The sequence below is a fragment of the Pseudomonas sp. QTF5 genome (assembly GCF_000512695.2).
Classification (GTDB): Bacteria; Pseudomonadota; Gammaproteobacteria; order Pseudomonadales; family Pseudomonadaceae; genus Aquipseudomonas.
On the sequence record NZ_AZRW02000014.1, the window covers coordinates 118,915 to 134,879 of the forward strand.

Consider the following 15,965-nt stretch of genomic DNA (forward strand, 5'->3'; position numbering starts at 1 on the left):
CCCCAGCGAATGTTCAGACCGTTATCGATCTTTATCGGCACGCGCTATACCCGCGCCAAGCGCCGCAATCGCTTTGTATCCTTCATCTCGATGACCTCGATGATCGGCCTCGCCCTGGGCGTGCTGGCGATGATCGTGGTGCTATCGGTGATGAACGGCTTCCAGCGCGAAATGAGCTCGCGCATCCTCGGCATGGTGCCCCACGCGACCATCGTCGGCGTGAACCCTATCGACGATTGGCAGCCGGTGGCCGCCGCGGCGATGAAGAATCCTGAAGTGACGGCGGCGGTGCCGTTCACCGAAATGGAAGGCATGCTGTCCTACAAGGGCACGATGCAGCCGATCCAGGTCAGCGGTGTCGACCCGGCGCTGGAAGGCAAGGTGTCGATTGTTGCCAAGCACATTGTTCAGGGGCGTCTCGACGCCTTGAAGCCGGGCGAGTTTGGCGTGGTGATCGGTGAGATCACTGCGCGGCGCTTTCGTTTGAATGTCGGCGACAAGATCACCCTGATCGTGCCGGAAGTCAGCACTGCACCGGGCGGGATTACCCCGCGCATGCAGCGACTGAATGTGGTGGGCGTGTTCAAGGTGGGCGCCGAGCTGGATGGCTCCATGGCGCTGATCCACGTCGCCGATGCCGCGCAGATGCAACACTGGCAGCCGAATCAGGTGCAGAGCGTGCGCCTGGCGGTGAAGGACCTGTATTCCGCGCCGCAAGTGTCGAGCGACATCGCGACCGGCCTGGGCGCTGCCTACAAGGCTGACGACTGGACCCACACCCAGGGCAGTCTGTTCAGCGCGATGAAGATGGAAAAAACCATGATTGGCCTGCTGTTGCTGATGATCGTCGCGGTGGCGGCGTTCAACATCATTGCCACCCTGATCATGGTGGTGAATGACAAGGGCGCGGACATCGCGATCCTGCGCACTATCGGCGCGACGCCTCGGCAGATCATGGCGATTTTCATGGTGCAGGGCACGGTGATCGGGGTTGTCGGTACCTTGATTGGCGGCGTGCTGGGCGTGATTGCAGCGCTGAACGTCAGTGAACTGGTGGGCTGGATGGAGCGGGTCAGCGGGCAGCACATCTTCAGTTCCGATGTGTACTTTGTCAGTAACTTGCCGTCGGAACTGCAGGGCGCGGATGTGTTATTGATCTGTTCCGCCGGTTTCATCATGAGTTTTTTGGCGACGGTGTATCCGGCGTGGCGGGCGGCGAAAGTCGAGCCGGCTACTGCGTTGCGGTATTCGTAGTCCGGTAGACCGCTTTCGCGAGCAAGCCCGCTCCCACATTGGATCTGAGTTGGTCACAAATTTGCGATTCAACTCGGTCAAGTGTGGGAGCGGGCTTGCTCGCGAAGGGGCCAGACCTGCTGCCCTCAATCCCCCTTCGGTAACTCAATCACAAACCGCGTCCATCCATTATCCGATTCGCAACGAATCTGCCCGCCATGGGCGCGGATGATTGACTGGGTGATCGCCAATCCCAACCCCGCATGCTCACTGCTGCCTTCACGGCGCGCCGGATCTGCCCGGTAGAAGCGGTCAAACAAGCGCGGCAACAAGTCTTCAGAAATCCCTTCGCCACTGTTTTCAACGGTCAGGCTCAAGTCAGTCGGCTGCTCGACAATCTTCACCCGCACCTCGCCACCGGCCGGGGTAAACCGCAGCGCATTGTCGAGCAAATTGGACAGCGCGCGACGCAGCATACTGCGGTCGCCCTGCATACTCGCGCTGCCATCACGACTCAACTTCACTTGGGCGTCCTCGGCCAGCGGTGCAAAGAACTCCAGCAGCGCATCGGCTTCTTCGGCCAGCTCCAGCGGTTCGCGCTTGGGCATCAACAAGCCGTGGTCAGCCTTGGCCAGGTACAACATGTCGTTGACCAGTTGCGCCATCCATTGCAGTTCTTCGAGGTTGCTGTGCAGCGCTTCGCGGTAATCCTCGATTGGGCGAGGGCGGGTGAGGGTGACCTGGGTGTGGGTCAGCAGGTTCGACAGCGGTGTGCGCAGTTCATGGGCGATGTCGGCAGAGAAGGCCGAGAGCCGTTGAAAAGAGTCGTCGAGGCGTCCGAGCATGGCGTTGAAGCTGTGGGCCATTTCTGCGAGTTCCGGCGGCATGTCAGCTTCCGGCAGGCGGGCATTGAGCGATTGCGCCGAAACACCGCTGGCGACCGCACTCATGCGCCGCAGCGGGCGCAAACCACTGCGCGCTGCCCAGGCGCCGAGCAGAGCGGTGGCCAACGCCGACAAACCGACCGTCAGCCAGATCAGATGCTGCATGCGTTGCAGAAAGTGTTGGTGATGGGTGATGTCCAGCAGCAGGGTCAGTTGCGGTGAATCGGGTTTGTCGGGGAATAGTGGTGCATTGAGGACGCGATAGTCGGTGCCGTCGTCGCTCATCGTCGACAGGCCCGACTGGCGCGGCAAGTCTTTGGGTAAACGGGCTGAGCTGTCGTACAAATGTTGTCCGTCGCTGCCGATGATGCGCAGCGAAAGATCGGCTTGTCGGCTCAATTCATCGGCCAGTTTGGTCTCGCTTTCGCTGGACTGAATGTCTTCCAGTGCCCGGCGTAATCCCATCAGTTTGCCGTCGAGCAATTGCTGGTCCAACTCGACGAAGTGCGCCTCGCTCGCGCGGCTGAACAACACGCCGGCGAACAACGACACCACAGCAGTGCAAGCTGCGAACAGCAGCGCCAGACGATTGCTTAGTGAGAGCCGGCGCATCAGGCAGGGCGCTCTTCAAGGACGTAACCCATGCCGCGCACGGTGTGGATCAACTTGTTCGGGAAGTCATCGTCGATCTTCAGGCGCAAACGACGGATCGCCACTTCGATGACATTGGTGTCGCTGTCGAAATTCATGTCCCACACCTGGGAAGCGATCAGCGACTTGGGTAGCACTTCGCCTTGGCGCCGTAGGAGCATTTCCAGCAGGGCGAACTCCTTGGCGGTCAGGTCGATGCGCTGACCGTTGCGCTCGACCCGGCGGCGGATCAGGTCCAGGCGCAAGTCGGCCAGTTGCAGGCTGGTTTCCTGAGGCGTTGCGCTGCCCCGCCGCAGCAGGCTACGAACCCGCGCCAGCAGTTCGGAGAAGGCGAACGGTTTGACCAGATAGTCATCGGCACCCAGTTCCAGGCCGTGAACCCTGTCCTCCACTGCGTCTCGGGCTGTAAGAAACAGTACCGGTGTGTCGAGGCCCGCGCCGCGCACCGCTTGCAGAATCTGCCAGCCATCGCGACCGGGCAGCATCACATCGAGGATCAACAAGGCGTAATCGCCGCTCAATGCCAGTTGCTGACCGGTGTTGCCGTCTGCCGCCAGTTCGGTGGTGAACCCGGCCTCAGTCAGGCCCTGGCGCAGGTAATGGCCGGTTTTCGGTTGGTCTTCGACGATCAGCAGTTTCATGGGCGGCTCGGGCAGTTGGAACAGGTGCGTTATACCGTGGGCGGCGGCGATGCAGGCCAACCTGACAAAGTTGTAATCTGCCTGTCAGGTGGCTGGCAGAGCCCGCGGGTTAGAGTTTCCCACAAGCTGAACCTCATCTTGTTGGAGTGCGACTATGTTTTTGCGAAAGCGTCTGGTGTTGGCCGCTTGCTTGCTGACACTGAGTGTAGGGCTGGAGGCCTCGCCGGCGCAGACCTACGACTTCGGTCAACCGGCCACGGCCGCCCGGGCTACCCGTAGCGTTGAAGTGGTAATGGGCGATATGTCGTTCGATCCGAAAGCCATCAGGATCAAGGCCGGTGAGACCGTTCGCTTTGTGCTGGTGAATAAAGGCCAGTTGCTGCATGAATTCAACCTCGGCGACGCGGCGATGCATGCCCGGCATCAGCAGGAAATGCTCCAGATGCAGCAAGGCGGCATGCTGATGCCTACAGGCATGAAGGCCATGGACCACGGCTCGATGGCCGGAATGGGGCATTCCTCCGAAGGACATGGGATGAAACACGATGACCCGAACAGTGTGCTGGTGGAACCGGGCAAAACGGCTGAACTGACCTGGACCTTCACCAAGGCCACCAATCTGGAATTTGCCTGCAATATTCCCGGCCACTATCAGGCCGGTATGGTCGGCAAACTGACAGTCAGTCAGTAAGCACTCAAAGGCGGGAGCAAAGGCTGGTAGAATCCGCTGATTCTTCAGTCAGGTTTCCGCCATGCATCCCGCAGCCGAACATTCGCCGCTGGGCAAATCCAGCGAATACATCGCCACCTACACGCCGTCCTTGCTGTTCCCGATCCCGCGCACCGCGAAATGGGCCGAGCTGGGCCTGACGGCTGAAACCCTGCCGTACAAGGGCGTGGACTTCTGGAACTGCTTCGAGCTGTCGTGGCTGTTGCCTTCCGGCAAGCCTGTGGTGGCGATTGGCGAATTCAGCATTCCGGCGGATTCGCCGAACATCATCGAATCGAAGTCGTTCAAGCTGTACCTCAACTCGCTGAACCAAACAGCGTTTGCCAACACCGCCAGCCTTGAAGCGACACTGGCAAAAGACCTTTCGGCCGCTGCCGGCAAACCGGTGGGCGTGCGGGTTCGCAGCCTGAAAGAGGTTGAAGCAGAAGGCGTTGTGGCGTTGCCGGGCGTGTGCATCGATGACCTGGACATCAGCGTCAGCAACTATGAGCATCCGCGTCCGGAACTGCTTCGGTGCAATGAGTCGCTCATTATTGAAGAGAGCGTGCACAGCCATTTGCTCAAATCCAACTGCCCGGTCACCAGCCAGCCGGATTGGGGCAGCGTGGCGGTGGAGTATCGCGGTGCGGCGCTGGATCATGCGAGTTTGCTGGAATACATCGTGAGCTTCCGTCAGCACTCGGACTTCCATGAGCAGTGCGTGGAGCGGATTTTCCTCGACCTGCAACGGTTGCTGAAACCGGAGAAGCTGACCGTGTATGCGCGGTATGTGCGTCGCGGCGGGTTGGACATCAACCCGTATCGCAGCACCGAAGAAGTGCAGCTGCCGAACCATCGCCTGGTCCGTCAGTAAAGAACCAATGTGGGAGCGGGCTTGCTCGCGAAGACGTCGGTACATTCAGCATAAACGTGCCTGTTAGACCGCTTTCGCGAGCAAGCCCGCTCCCACAATGGATTGCATTTCAGGTCGCAGAAACCAAAAAGCCCCGCTATCGATAGCGGGGCTTTTTTGCATCTGGCGGGTTCAGATCCCCATGTTGCCCAAGGCTTGCACGATGTTGCGCAAGGTGCCAGCAAGGGTCGGGTGTTCAAGTTCGAAGCGCTCGACGGCCAGATTCACATTGTCGGCGAGGTTGGTGTCCTGGGTTTTGGTTTCCAGCTCAAGTTCAAGTTCGATCTGTCCCATCAGCGCGTGCAGGTCAGCGCGCTCGACTTCGGAAAGCGGTGGATTCTGTTCCAATTGCTCGCGCAGTTTGTTGAGCTGTTCTTGCAGTTCGCGGGCAGGCATGGCGTTCTTCCTTTTATCGATAGGCACTGGCATAGACCGCAGCAGCATGCCAAAGGTCTATGGCTTGACCTTTAGATTAATCCACTCGCGCGCAATCTGCATGATCTCGATCAGGGCTTTTCGCCCTTGAGCCGGCGCAGGCTGATATCGGCCAGGCAGGTGTCGAGTTCGCCCAGATGATCGATCACCGAATGCACGCCCAGGCCGAACAACTGCATTGTCGCCTTGCCGCGCAGGTGTTCCCGTTCCTTTTGACTCAAGGCCTGCCATTCGCTGGGGGCCAGCCCGCACAGCGAGCCGCAGGAGGCCAGGCCAATGGTCCACAGCCCGGCATTCAGGCCCGATTGCAGAAGACGCGGTTCGCCGCTGACCAGCACGCAGCCGTCCAGACGCCCGACATTCAACGCCATCAAGGCTTGCCAGCAGGCGTTCGGGGCTGGCCATGGATTGATTGTTGCGGGGTGTTGCGAAGGTTTGATCCACTCTGGGAGTGCCGCAGCCAGTGAGTGGCTGAGGGAGGGGGGCAGTTCGTCGAGCCAGGCGCAAGGAATCTCTTGGTGCTGCAAACTGGACAGGCTATCCAAGGCGCCGGGCGTGACTTCGGCATGTTCGGCAGTCAGTGTGCCGGGTTGGCGAGTGCGTGCGCCGAAATCCACCAGACATCCACTGAGGCCGAACAGTACAGCGGTCAGGCTGGGGGCGATGAGAGGCGGGGTTTCGGCGCGTGGCATATCAACATCCTTGAAATAGTCACAAGGCTATTCGTGGACGGTGACAGTTGAGTGACACTGATGTGAATCGCTCACAGTCAGGAGGAGTCAGCCGCAGGCCATCGCGCACGATGCTGCCTAAACCGGGTTTTCCGTCATATACTAGCGGCTTTTGCGACTGGGCCAAGCGCCTGCGTCAGTACAATCCAAGGAGTTTTTCTATGCGCTGGAGCAATCGACTCGCTCAGCTTTGTATGTGTGCCAGTGTATTGCTGGTTCCGTTTGCGGCTCAGGCTGCCACGGAAGAAGATCCTTGGGAAAGCATTAACCGCCCGATCTACAAACTCAACGATTTTATCGACACCTATGGGCTGAAGCCGTTGGCTCAGGGCTATCAGTTCGTCACGCCGCAGTTTCTGGAAGATGGCATCCACAACATGTTCCGCAACGTCGGCGATGTAACCAACCTCGCCAATGACGTGTTGCAGGTCAAACCCGCCGCGGCTGGCGTCGACACCGCGCGTTTGATCTTCAATACCACCTTCGGCCTGCTGGGTTTCTTCGACGTGGGCACTCAGATGGGCCTGCATCGCAACGACGAAGACTTCGGCCAGACCCTTGGTTACTGGGGCGTGGGCAGCGGCCCATACCTGATGCTGCCGCTCATGGGTCCAAGCACCTTGCGTGATGCGCCTTCCAAGTATGTCGACGGCTATACCGGTCCGTATCGCTACATCAACGATGTGCCGGTGCGTAATACGATCTTCGGCCTGAACATCCTCGACACCCGCGCCAACCTGCTGTCGGCCGAGAAACTGATCAGCGGCGACAAATACACCTTCATTCGCAATGCATACCTGCAAAACCGCGAATTCAAGGTCAAGGACGGCCAGGTCGAAGACGATTTTTAAATCTCGACCGGTAAAGCGAAGAAGGCGGCCAATTGGCCGCTTTCTTTCGTTTGGTTTGCAGGTTAGATCGGGTTATTTCATCTTCAGGATTGTGAGCCCCAGTTTTTGATTGCCACCGTCCTGTGTTTTCAACCACACCACCTCGGTGTCGGCCTCAAGGCCTTTCAGCGCTACGTGATCGGAATCGATCCGCACGCTCAGCCGGTCACCGACCTTGAATAAACGGGGTGCCTCAACCTGCATGCCACTGCTGGAAAGATCGATGCAGATGGCTGGCACCTCATCGCCTTCATGAATCAGTGCCACATCGGCGTCGACCCGCATCCGGATGAAGTCGCGTTTTTCGCTGTAGTCCCGATCGGTTTGGCTCATGGGCTCGATCCTTCCTTTGGGTTACGGTTTTGCCTGTTCTTATAACTCCCGGTGATTTGACAAGTAAAGACGTCAAGCGACCATCGGCGTGAGCTTGAAACGCTTCGCGGATGGGAGTACCGTCTGCGCCTTAGAAGGGCACCTTTGGTGGACTTGTGAGTAGGGCAAACGCTCGAAAACAGTGCAGTCAGAGAGGCTAGAAAGCGAATCCAGTAGTGTGAGCAGGGCCAAATGCCCAGCCTGCTACGCCAACCTAATTCTGGCGCCGTTTGCCCACATGCCAAAAACCAGTGCCACGCTGCTGATAATCGATGATGACGAAGTAGTGCGCGCGAGCCTCGCGGCCTACTTGGAAGACAGTGGTTTCAGTGTCCTGCAGGCCAGCAATGGCCAGCAGGGTCTTCAGGTATTCGAGCAAGACAAGCCCGACTTGGTGATCTGCGATCTGCGCATGCCGCAGATGGGCGGACTCGAACTCATTCGCCAGGTCACTGAGCTGTCGCCGCAAACCCCGGTAATCGTGGTGTCGGGCGCCGGCGTGATGAACGACGCGGTCGAGGCCCTGCGCCTGGGCGCGGCGGACTATCTGATCAAGCCTCTCGAAGATCTGGCCGTGCTCGAGCATTCCGTGCGCCGAGCCCTGGATCGCGCGCGCCTGCTGCTGGAGAACCAGCGCTACCGCGAGAAGCTGGAAAAGGCCAACCGTGAGCTCGCAGCCAGCCTGAACCTGCTCCAGGAAGACCAGAACGCCGGTCGCCAGGTGCAGATGAACATGCTTCCGGTCAGCCCCTGGAGCATCAACGAGTTCCAGTTTGCGCACCAGATCATCCCGTCGCTGTACCTGTCGGGCGATTTCGTCGACTACTTTCGGGTCGACGAGCGTCGAGTAGCGTTCTACCTGGCGGACGTTTCCGGTCATGGCGCCTCTTCAGCCTTCGTCACCGTACTATTGAAGTTCATGACCACGCGCTTGCTGTTCGAATCCAAGCGCAACGGCACGTTGCCGGAATTCAAGCCTTCAGAGGTTCTTGGTCATATCAACCGGGGCCTGATCAGTTGTAAGCTGGGTAAACACGTCACAATGGTCGGTGGAGTCATCGACGAGGAGACCGGTTTGTTGACCTATAGCATCGGCGGTCATCTGCCGTTGCCTGTGTTGTACACGCCAGACAGTGTTCGTTATCTGGAAGGGCGCGGTCTGCCGGTGGGCCTCTTCAATGAAGCTACCTATGAAGACCACGTACTGGAATTGCCGTCAGTGTTCAGCCTGACGCTGATGTCTGATGGCATTTTGGACCTTTTGCCAGAACCCACACTCAAAGATAAAGAAGCTGCTTTGCCTCAACGGGTGAAGGCAGCGGGCGGCAGCCTGGATGGTCTGCGCCAGATTTTTGGATTGGCCACGCTAGGGGAGATGCCGGATGATATCGCCCTGTTGGTGTTGAGCAGGAATCTTCAATGAGTACCGGTAGAATCCAGTTCGCCGAGCAGGACGGCACCTTCGTCCTGAAGTTCGTCGGTGAAGTTCGCCTGACCCTGTGTTCGGCGTTGGATGCGACTATTGAGCGGATCTTCACCGCGTTGAATTTCAACGCCATCGTGATCGACCTGACCGAAACCCGCAGCATCGACAGCACCACCCTGGGCCTGCTGGCCAAACTGTCGATCCTGTCGCGGCAAAAGGTCGGCCTGCTGCCGACCGTCGTCACCACCCACGAAGACATCACCCGTCTGCTGCAGTCCATGGGCTTCGAGCAAGTATTCAACATCGTTGACCGCCCGATCCCATGCCCTGAATGCCTGACCGACCTGCCAGACCAGGACCAGTCCGAAGAAGTGGTGCGCGTCAAAGTCCTCGAAGCGCACAAAATCCTCATGGGCCTGAACGACTCCAACCGTGAGGCGTTCCATGACCTGGTGAATGCGCTGGAGCGGCACTGATCCTTTGAAGTGATGGAGGGCCGCTCTGGCCCCATCGCGAGGAGGCTCGCTCCCACACTGATCTCAGCCATACCATAAACCCTGTGGGAGCGGGCTTGCCCGCGAAGGCGTGCGCACACCCGCCACGGCCGCCAGCGCGAAGCCAACCTATTCCCACTACCAAACGCACACAAAAAAGGGCGAACCCGCTAAGGTTCGCCCTTTTTGCATAGCTGCGAACTAGATCAAAGCTTGGCCTGCAACAACGCCTCAAGCTTCTCCTGATCCCGAGCAAACTGACGAATCCCCTCAGCCAGCTTCTCGGTCGCCATCGCATCCTCGTTGGACAACCAACGGAACTGCGCTTCATTCAAGCTCAGACGCGCTTCACCGGCATGCCCCGGCGCCAATTTACGCTCCAGCTTGCCAGTGTCCGCCGCCAGCTTCTCCAGCAGATCCGGGCTGATGGTCAACCGATCACAACCGGCCAACTGCTCGATCTGATTCAGATTACGGAAGCTCGCGCCCATGACCACAGTCTTGTAGTCATTGGCCTTGTAGTAGTTGTAGATACGCGTCACCGACTGCACGCCCGGATCATCCGAGCCGGTATAGTCGTTGCCGGTGGCCTTCTTGTACCAGTCATAGATACGACCCACGAACGGCGAAATCAGGAAAACCCCAGCGTCAGCACAAGCCGCAGCCTGAGCGAAAGAGAACAGTAAGGTCAGGTTGGTCTGAATGCCTTCCTTTTCCAGCTTCTCGGCAGCGCGAATGCCTTCCCAGGTCGAAGCGATCTTGATCAGCACACGGTCACGGCCAACGCCGGCCTTGTCGTACAGGTCGATCAGACGGTGCGCACGCTTCAATACGGCGTCAGTGTCGAACGACAGGCGCGCATCCACTTCAGTGGAAATACGACCCGGTACAACCTTCAGAATCTCTTGCCCTACCGCAACGCCAAAACGGTCGCTGGCCAGGCCCACATCGCCCTTGCAGTCGTGAACGCAAGCGTTCAGCAACTCGGCATAAGCGGGAATGGCTGCCGCTTTGAGCAGCAGGGAAGGGTTGGTGGTGGCGTCCACGGGTTTAACGCGAGCGATTGCTTCGAAGTCGCCGGTGTCGGCAACCACGGTGGTCATTTGTTTGAGTTGTTCCAGCTTGGAAGTCATGAGCGTGCTCTGTCCTATGGGTCCAATGACATTACCCGAGCGCTTGCAGCCACTCAAGGGCGTGTACGTGTATCGATGGCCCCTGCGGCAACATCCTGGAAACGGATGTTTGAAAGGCGGGGCGGGGTATCGGTAAATACGATGCTGAAATGGGGGGCAGGTTCAATGCAAGTGACGGTTAGCGTGCTGGGGAGGTCTGGGCCATGTCCTGAATGCATACCGGTTTGGCCGGTTTGCGGATTAGACCTTTGAGCGCTCGGGCCGAACAAGTGGCGGCCACGATTTCAACGCTGCCATTTTTTAACGAAACAAACTGAACACGATCACCGGCGCGAAGCCCCATGAGGCGCGAAGCTCGGCTGGAAGGGTGATCCGTCCTTTAGAGGGCCATTGCCATAGATGATTACTCCGTTCCGTCTTACGAATGAGCGGTAGGGGATTCAGCGCCCCTCCAACAACTCCGCCGCCTGATCCAGCAACGCCAAAGGCTCTTTAGCCTTATGAATATCCACCGACAACAACTGCCGAAACTTCCGCGCCCCCGGAAATCCGGTGCCCAGTCCCAGCACATGCCGGGTGATGTGATGCATCGCCCCACCCGCCAGCAAATGCTCAGCGATATAAGGCCGCAACTGCGCCAGCGCCTCGGCCCGGCTGATCACTGGCGCCTTGCTGCCGAACAGCTGCTGATCCACCTCAGCCATCACATAAGGATTGTGATACGCCTCACGGCCCAGCATCACGCCGTCGAACGTCTGCAGATGCTCGTGACAAGCCTCCAGTGTCTTGATCCCGCCGTTGAGAATAATCTCCAGCTCCGGAAAATCCGCCTTCAACCGCGCCGCCACGTCATAGCGCAGAGGCGGAATGTCACGGTTTTCCTTCGGCGACAACCCCTCCAGAATCGCAATCCGCGCATGCACCGTAAAACTCGTACAGCCGGCATCCCGAACCGTGCCGACGAAATCACACAACTGCTCGTAACTGTCCCGCCCATTAATCCCGATGCGGTGCTTCACCGTCACCGGAATCGACACCGCATCGCGCATCGCCTTCACACAATCAGCCACCAACTGCGGATGCCCCATCAGGCACGCCCCGATCATATTGTTCTGCACCCGATCACTCGGGCAGCCGACATTTAGATTTACCTCGTCGTAACCGTGGTCCTGGGCCATGCGTGCGCAGGCGGCCAGGTCAAGCGGGACACTGCCGCCGAGCTGCAGGGCGAGCGGGTGTTCGGCTTCGTTGTGACGCAGGAAGCGGTCGTGGTCGCCGTTAAGGAGCGCGCCGGTGGTGACCATTTCGGTGTAGAGGAGGGCGTGCTTGGAGAGCAGGCGTAGGAAGAAACGGCAGTGGCGGTCGGTCCAATCCATCATAGGCGCAACGGAAAACCGCCGAGATAGCGCAGGGCTTGAGTTTACTGGGCTGGAGTGGATGTTTGGTACCATTTGGCTCAACGTATTTATAGCGTGTTTTTAGGCGTTTTCAGGCGTTTTTTCGATGGCGCTGGTACAATGTACCAATCACTTTCGGAATTGTACCAGTCGACTATGGCAACGATCAGAGCACGAAAACGCACCGATGGCTCAGTCAGTTACACGGCACAGATACGCCTGTTTCGCGATGGAGCGCAAGTCTACCAAGAGAGCCAGACCTTCGCCCGGAAACAGGCGGCACAAGCGTGGGTGCGGCGACGTGAGGCAGAGCTAGATCAGCCTGGTGCGATTGAGCGAGCAAACCGCAAGGGCGTCACCGTCCAGGACATGATCAAGCAGTACCTGGATGAAATGGAGAAAGTCCGGCCGCTGGGTAAAACCAAGGAAGCCACTCTAAATGCTATCGCGGCGACGGAGTTTGGCCAGACCATTGATTCCGCCATCAACAGTCAGCGATTGGTGGATTTTGCACTCTGGCGTATGAGCAAAGAGGGCGGCGGTGTCCAGCCGCAGACGGCCGGCAACGATCTGGCGCACCTTGGGGCCGTCCTATCGATTGCTCGGCCAGCTTGGGGGTATGAGGTCGATATCCATGCGATGGCAGACGCTCGAAAGGTGTTGAGAAAGCTGGGTTACAACATGAAAAGCCGCGAGCGGGATCGGCGGCCGACCAAGGATGAGCTGGATAAGGTGCTGGAGCACTTTGTAGGTATTCAGCAGCGTCGCCCCAGTTCGATCAACATGCTCAAAGTCACCGGCTTCGCGTTGTTCTCCACGCGTAGGCAAGACGAGATCGGCCGAATGCTTTGGGAGGACGTCGATGAAGAGCGTCAGCGGGTGATGGTGCGGGATATGAAGAACCCAGGCCAGAAGATTGGCAACGATGTTTGGTGTCACCTCCCGGATGAAGCCTGGCGCATTTTGAAAAGCATGCCAAAGGAGCGTGCAGAGATTTTCCCCTATAACTCGTCATCGATCGCCACTGCCTGGGCAAAGGCGTGCAAGTTTCTGATGATTGAAGATCTGCACTTCCACGATCTTCGGCACGACGGCGTGAGCCGATTATTTGAAATGGACTGGGATATCCCACGAGTGGCCAGTGTTTCCGGGCATCGGAATTGGAATTCATTGCGTAGATACACCCATCTGCGCGGGCGAGGTGACCACTATGCCGAATGGCCGTGGTTAGAAAAGATCATTCAGGCGCCCGTGAAGCTGGGCGCCTGGGGCAAGCAGTAAGTTAGCTGGCTCGGCGGAGTCCGTTGAGCTGGTTACATTCTTTTACCGCAGCCTCCCGTTGTATGTCTAAGTAGGCCGCCAAGTCCGTAATGTGGATTCCCTTAGCACTTTTCTGGCTTGGCTCAAGTCTAGTTATGGGAATCCGGATCTGGCCGGCCATTACTTTGCGCTGAAACATGTCAGTGGTGAGGTGGGTAAAATAGTCTTTGCAAACTTGGCTTAGTGGAATGATTGTTTGCCCATCATATTGGGCCATAAGCAAAAACAAAGTTTTCATGCTGCCTCACCAATTAGGTCTTGATAGCTTCTCGAATGCTGTTGCTGCCACAAGTGGAACTTGTCCATTGCCAAGGGCTTTAATTCGGTCCACCCGATAGGCCACCCCATGAGCCACTCGACCCATTCCGGGGTCAGCTGGCCACCGTCTGAAGCCATTACCGCGTGGTCCAATCGATCGTTCGATCGGTCGGCACCGGACTTGCGGGTCAGAGCGGCCTGCGACGACCCTTTCGCCATACTCGCTACCGGCGTCGGCCAAGTCCGTGCGACTGCGGTCCTCAGGTTTAACCCTCCTTTTCGTCCTCGATTCCCAGTGCCACCTGCTCCGTCCGATCTCGTTGGAGTAGGCCACAAGCCAGGTTCTGTCCCGCTTGTGGGGCGCTCCAACGTCGGATGCTGAAACAATGCACCACTGCGCGTCATACCCCATTTCGGCAAGCTCACCGAGGACCAAGGCAAGTCCTCTTCCCACAAGCAGAGGTGAGTTTTCCAAGTAGACGAGTTCAGGTCGTACCTCGCTGATGATTCGTGCCATTTCGCGCCAGAGCCCAGATCGCGCTCCGTTAATACCGGTGCCGTTTCCGGCCGCTGAGATGTCCTGGCATGGGAATCCGCCAGAAACCACGTCAACAATGCCTCGCCATCGTCTTCCGTCAAAACTGCACACGTCAGACCAAATTGGGAAAGTCGGGAGTGCGCTATCGGTTTGTCATTGCGCCAGAACTTGTGCGGCGTAGGCATCACGCTCAACGGCGCAGACGGTGTGCCAGCCGAGGAGGTGGCCGCCGAGTATTCCGCCACCAGCGCCTGCGAAAAGAGCCAGCTCATTCACGCGGCCTCCATCAAGGTGTCCGTATACCCCGCGACAGGCTGCGCGAGCGGGCGTTTCTGAGCGTTTAGCGTTGCATCAGCGAGCGCTGCCCCGCGCAGCTTTTCGTGGGGTATAAGTGCCTCGGCAGTGGCGCTGAGAGGGACAATAATGCCTGCTGCTGCGCAGCAGAGACTGTTTGTTTCAGTTGTGTCGACACGATTGGCAGTGCGGAGCAAAGCGGTCGACGCTTGGGTGGTATGCAGGTCCATCTTCATGCCGCTTTCCTCCGGTGTTCGATAGTGAGTTGGTCCATCAGGCGCTGGTGAAACGTGAGCCGTGCTTCGGTGCTGCTGTAACTTGCCGGCAGCCTGGGGGGGAGGCGCAGCATTGAGATAGGACGACTCATGCTTCACCTCCGACCATTTTTTGGTGTTGGTTTTTCAGGTGAAGCTGCTGAAAAAACAGAGATGCTTTTTTTGCGTCCTCGAAACTTGTTTGGATGCTTCCGTCGCCAGATTCGCTCTCCTTGGATAATTCCAATTGTGTTGCTGGATCCAGCAGAGCGGCCATGGCGAGCGCTTGATCGCGTAGCGCAAGGGTGTCGCGTTCGAGTTTCTTGCCCGTACGGAAGGCGCTGAACGTCTCGGCAGCGATTCGCAGTTTTTCTGCGATTTTCAGCAGGGTTTGACGCTCTGCCTCGCCCAGTTTGGAAGCTTCTAAAGCACGCGCGTAGCGTGTGTGGATTGATCGGTAATGGCCGTGCCATTGATCAACAAGCCGTTGCAGCCCTCGAATCGATTCCGAGCTATCTGCCTGTTGAATGGCTTTGCCTTCGTCAATGCCTTCATTACGGCCATCGATGAGGCCGCCGCGATAGCCTGCCCAATAGGTGAGGCCGACAAGTACGATCAGAAAGATCAATGCACCGATTTGTATTGCGGTCATGTGGTGTGCTCCTTGAAGTGATGTTGGCTGGTGGTGGCAGCCATTCAATGGGTGGTTCTAGCTGGACTCGTTTTGTGGGCGTGGCATGTCTTCGTCCGCCTTGTAGGCGCGGATGTCGATCAGAGCGGCAACGTGTCTGATATGGGCATACCTGAGAGCCTTCACACTTTCGTCGATGGTGGTCACCGGAAGTTGAATCCGCCCACTGTTGATCGCCTCCGAAAACGTCTTCTCGTTGAGATTTTTGAAGTACCGCTCGCGTAGCTCCTCGAGGGGGATAAGCACATCGCCGAAGATCTGGTGCAACATCTCGACGGTCGAGCTATCCGGGGAGGGGAGCAGGCGCAATGGTGTCTGGCTGGCCGTCATGTCTTCACTCCTGTGATCGACCAGGGTACTCGCAGCGATTCTGGGTGCGTGAGCGAGTCCAGTCCTGCACCTCTGATAGAACCCAGCCCACAGGGGAGCCCTTTCGAGCACCGTCGGTGAGTTTCAGTGGACGAGGAAACTTGCTTTGGGGGCTGTTGAGTAGCTTGTAAATAGTCGCGCGTGCCAAGCCGACTATCTCCGAAACTTCGGTGATTCGAATAAGCGTGCAACTTGGATCAGTTGTTATCGTCGAGTCCACGCGCCTTCCTGGTGACGATAGATGAGTTTGGTATTCCACACCCGCCAGTTCCCCCCGGTGTCAGGATAGTTGTCGCCTCTCCGATTTTTCCTGAAAAAGCATATCGGGGGCG

The 15,965-nt window shown here is 58.1% G+C and carries 21 protein-coding genes; 7 read left to right on the forward strand and 14 right to left on the reverse strand.

Translation table 11 applies throughout. From position 1 onward, the window contains the following. Nucleotides 1-9: 9 nt before the first annotated feature. On the forward strand, nucleotides 10-1,254 hold the full coding sequence (locus tag IC37_RS13880; protein WP_030128401.1) for a lipoprotein-releasing ABC transporter permease subunit: 1,245 nt from the start codon (nucleotides 10-12) through the stop codon (nucleotides 1,252-1,254). A gap of 125 nt (nucleotides 1,255-1,379) precedes the next feature. Here IC37_RS13880 and IC37_RS13885 read toward each other — a convergent pair whose 3' ends face one another. After that, nucleotides 1,380-2,729 (reverse strand): heavy metal sensor histidine kinase, encoded by a 1,350-nt coding sequence (locus IC37_RS13885; protein ID WP_030128400.1) that lies wholly within the window; start codon nucleotides 2,727-2,729, stop codon nucleotides 1,380-1,382. Continuing rightward, on the reverse strand, nucleotides 2,729-3,409 hold the full coding sequence (locus tag IC37_RS13890) for a heavy metal response regulator transcription factor (protein WP_030128399.1): 681 nt from the start codon (nucleotides 3,407-3,409) through the stop codon (nucleotides 2,729-2,731). Before IC37_RS13890 ends, IC37_RS13885 begins: the two co-directional genes overlap by 1 nt. A gap of 154 nt (nucleotides 3,410-3,563) precedes the next feature. Here IC37_RS13890 and IC37_RS13895 point away from each other — a divergent pair, with 154 nt between their 5' ends. Both IC37_RS13895 and queF read left to right on the forward strand, forming a co-directional pair. Beyond that, nucleotides 3,564-4,100 (forward strand): plastocyanin/azurin family copper-binding protein, encoded by a 537-nt coding sequence (locus IC37_RS13895; RefSeq protein ID WP_030128398.1) that lies wholly within the window; start codon nucleotides 3,564-3,566, stop codon nucleotides 4,098-4,100. A 61-nt stretch (nucleotides 4,101-4,161) separates the two neighbouring features. Continuing rightward, the gene (gene queF, locus IC37_RS13900; protein ID WP_030128397.1) at nucleotides 4,162-4,992 is read left to right on the forward strand and encodes an NADPH-dependent 7-cyano-7-deazaguanine reductase QueF; all 831 of its coding nucleotides are present in this window, start codon (nucleotides 4,162-4,164) and stop codon (nucleotides 4,990-4,992) included. A gap of 171 nt (nucleotides 4,993-5,163) precedes the next feature. On the opposite strand, the gene IC37_RS13905 is transcribed toward queF, so the two are convergent. Both IC37_RS13905 and IC37_RS13910 read right to left on the reverse strand, forming a co-directional pair. Then, a complete protein-coding gene (locus IC37_RS13905; RefSeq protein WP_030128396.1) occupies nucleotides 5,164-5,427 on the reverse strand; it encodes a DUF4404 family protein in 264 nt (87 codons plus the stop codon). 110 nt (nucleotides 5,428-5,537) lie between these two features. After that, entirely contained in the window at nucleotides 5,538-6,158 is a 621-nt protein-coding gene (locus tag IC37_RS13910; RefSeq protein ID WP_030128395.1) for a hypothetical protein, read from the reverse strand. Between the two features lie 200 nt (nucleotides 6,159-6,358). On the opposite strand from IC37_RS13910, the gene IC37_RS13915 reads away from it, so the two are divergent. Then, complete coding sequence (locus IC37_RS13915) at nucleotides 6,359-7,048, forward strand: VacJ family lipoprotein (RefSeq protein WP_030128394.1); 690 nt, start codon at nucleotides 6,359-6,361, stop codon at nucleotides 7,046-7,048. 72 nt (nucleotides 7,049-7,120) lie between these two features. Here IC37_RS13915 and IC37_RS13920 read toward each other — a convergent pair whose 3' ends face one another. Next, a complete protein-coding gene (locus IC37_RS13920) occupies nucleotides 7,121-7,420 on the reverse strand; it encodes a PilZ domain-containing protein (RefSeq protein ID WP_030128393.1) in 300 nt (99 codons plus the stop codon). 277 nt (nucleotides 7,421-7,697) lie between these two features. On the opposite strand from IC37_RS13920, the gene rssB reads away from it, so the two are divergent. Both rssB and rssC read left to right on the forward strand, forming a co-directional pair. After that, the gene (rssB, locus tag IC37_RS13925; RefSeq protein ID WP_030128392.1) at nucleotides 7,698-8,882 is read left to right on the forward strand and encodes a two-component system response regulator RssB; all 1,185 of its coding nucleotides are present in this window, start codon (nucleotides 7,698-7,700) and stop codon (nucleotides 8,880-8,882) included. Then, complete coding sequence (gene rssC, locus IC37_RS13930) at nucleotides 8,879-9,361, forward strand: anti-sigma factor antagonist RssC (RefSeq protein WP_007897104.1); 483 nt, start codon at nucleotides 8,879-8,881, stop codon at nucleotides 9,359-9,361. Before rssB ends, rssC begins: the two co-directional genes overlap by 4 nt. Nucleotides 9,362-9,585: 224 nt before the next feature. Here the strand turns inward: rssC and tal are convergent, their stop codons facing one another. Then, nucleotides 9,586-10,512, reverse strand: a complete 927-nt coding sequence (tal, locus tag IC37_RS13935; RefSeq protein WP_030128391.1) for a transaldolase — start codon at nucleotides 10,510-10,512, stop codon at nucleotides 9,586-9,588. Between the two features lie 440 nt (nucleotides 10,513-10,952). Then, entirely contained in the window at nucleotides 10,953-11,963 is a 1,011-nt protein-coding gene (dusA, locus tag IC37_RS13945; protein WP_081729255.1) for a tRNA dihydrouridine(20/20a) synthase DusA, read from the reverse strand. Between the two features lie 102 nt (nucleotides 11,964-12,065). On the opposite strand from dusA, the gene IC37_RS13950 reads away from it, so the two are divergent. After that, nucleotides 12,066-13,190: a site-specific integrase gene (locus IC37_RS13950; RefSeq protein ID WP_030128389.1), complete on the forward strand. Its 1,125-nt coding sequence runs from the start codon at nucleotides 12,066-12,068 to the stop codon at nucleotides 13,188-13,190. Nucleotide 13,191: 1 nt separating this feature from the next. On the opposite strand, the gene IC37_RS13955 is transcribed toward IC37_RS13950, so the two are convergent. The 7 genes from IC37_RS13955 to IC37_RS13980 form a co-directional block, all read right to left on the reverse strand. Further along, a complete protein-coding gene (locus IC37_RS13955) occupies nucleotides 13,192-13,467 on the reverse strand; it encodes a pyocin activator PrtN family protein (RefSeq protein ID WP_030128388.1) in 276 nt (91 codons plus the stop codon). Between the two features lie 6 nt (nucleotides 13,468-13,473). After that, the gene (locus IC37_RS13960; protein ID WP_256580734.1) at nucleotides 13,474-14,136 is read right to left on the reverse strand and encodes a DNA cytosine methyltransferase; all 663 of its coding nucleotides are present in this window, start codon (nucleotides 14,134-14,136) and stop codon (nucleotides 13,474-13,476) included. A 42-nt stretch (nucleotides 14,137-14,178) separates the two neighbouring features. Next, nucleotides 14,179-14,301 (reverse strand): hypothetical protein, encoded by a 123-nt coding sequence (locus IC37_RS30535; protein WP_256580735.1) that lies wholly within the window; start codon nucleotides 14,299-14,301, stop codon nucleotides 14,179-14,181. Next, nucleotides 14,298-14,555, reverse strand: coding sequence for a hypothetical protein (locus IC37_RS13965; RefSeq protein ID WP_030128387.1), 258 nt, complete (start codon nucleotides 14,553-14,555; stop codon nucleotides 14,298-14,300). Before IC37_RS13965 ends, IC37_RS30535 begins: the two co-directional genes overlap by 4 nt. Before the next feature lie 127 nt (nucleotides 14,556-14,682). Next, the gene (locus tag IC37_RS13970; protein ID WP_256580736.1) at nucleotides 14,683-15,225 is read right to left on the reverse strand and encodes a hypothetical protein; all 543 of its coding nucleotides are present in this window, start codon (nucleotides 15,223-15,225) and stop codon (nucleotides 14,683-14,685) included. Nucleotides 15,226-15,282: 57 nt separating this feature from the next. Beyond that, entirely contained in the window at nucleotides 15,283-15,594 is a 312-nt protein-coding gene (locus IC37_RS13975; protein ID WP_030128385.1) for a pyocin activator PrtN family protein, read from the reverse strand. 4 nt (nucleotides 15,595-15,598) lie between these two features. Further along, on the reverse strand, nucleotides 15,599-15,892 hold the full coding sequence (locus tag IC37_RS13980) for an AlpA family phage regulatory protein (protein WP_177409398.1): 294 nt from the start codon (nucleotides 15,890-15,892) through the stop codon (nucleotides 15,599-15,601). Nucleotides 15,893-15,965: the final 73 nt, after the last annotated feature.

Excerpts from the sequence above, each read along its gene's own strand:
- IC37_RS13920 (WP_030128393.1), bottom strand. The coding sequence starts at position 7,420 with ATGAGCCAAACCGATCGGGACTACAGCGAAAAACGCGACTTCATCCGG.
- queF (WP_030128397.1), top strand. The coding sequence starts at position 4,162 with ATGCATCCCGCAGCCGAACATTCGCCGCTGGGCAAATCCAGCGAATAC.
- IC37_RS13890 (WP_030128399.1), bottom strand. The coding sequence starts at position 3,409 with ATGAAACTGCTGATCGTCGAAGACCAACCGAAAACCGGCCATTACCTG.
- IC37_RS13885 (WP_030128400.1), bottom strand. The coding sequence starts at position 2,729 with ATGCGCCGGCTCTCACTAAGCAATCGTCTGGCGCTGCTGTTCGCAGCT.
- IC37_RS13955 (WP_030128388.1), bottom strand. The coding sequence starts at position 13,467 with ATGAAAACTTTGTTTTTGCTTATGGCCCAATATGATGGGCAAACAATC.
- IC37_RS13915 (WP_030128394.1), top strand. The coding sequence starts at position 6,359 with ATGCGCTGGAGCAATCGACTCGCTCAGCTTTGTATGTGTGCCAGTGTA.
- tal (WP_030128391.1), bottom strand. The coding sequence starts at position 10,512 with ATGACTTCCAAGCTGGAACAACTCAAACAAATGACCACCGTGGTTGCC.
- IC37_RS13905 (WP_030128396.1), bottom strand. The coding sequence starts at position 5,427 with ATGCCTGCCCGCGAACTGCAAGAACAGCTCAACAAACTGCGCGAGCAA.
- IC37_RS13950 (WP_030128389.1), top strand. The coding sequence starts at position 12,066 with ATGGCAACGATCAGAGCACGAAAACGCACCGATGGCTCAGTCAGTTAC.
- dusA (WP_081729255.1), bottom strand. The coding sequence starts at position 11,963 with ATGGTACCAAACATCCACTCCAGCCCAGTAAACTCAAGCCCTGCGCTA.
- IC37_RS13910 (WP_030128395.1), bottom strand. The coding sequence starts at position 6,158 with ATGCCACGCGCCGAAACCCCGCCTCTCATCGCCCCCAGCCTGACCGCT.
- IC37_RS13895 (WP_030128398.1), top strand. The coding sequence starts at position 3,564 with ATGTTTTTGCGAAAGCGTCTGGTGTTGGCCGCTTGCTTGCTGACACTG.
- IC37_RS13970 (WP_256580736.1), bottom strand. The coding sequence starts at position 15,225 with ATGACCGCAATACAAATCGGTGCATTGATCTTTCTGATCGTACTTGTC.
- rssB (WP_030128392.1), top strand. The coding sequence starts at position 7,698 with ATGCCAAAAACCAGTGCCACGCTGCTGATAATCGATGATGACGAAGTA.
- IC37_RS13880 (WP_030128401.1), top strand. The coding sequence starts at position 10 with ATGTTCAGACCGTTATCGATCTTTATCGGCACGCGCTATACCCGCGCC.
- rssC (WP_007897104.1), top strand. The coding sequence starts at position 8,879 with ATGAGTACCGGTAGAATCCAGTTCGCCGAGCAGGACGGCACCTTCGTC.
- IC37_RS13975 (WP_030128385.1), bottom strand. The coding sequence starts at position 15,594 with ATGACGGCCAGCCAGACACCATTGCGCCTGCTCCCCTCCCCGGATAGC.
- IC37_RS13965 (WP_030128387.1), bottom strand. The coding sequence starts at position 14,555 with ATGAAGATGGACCTGCATACCACCCAAGCGTCGACCGCTTTGCTCCGC.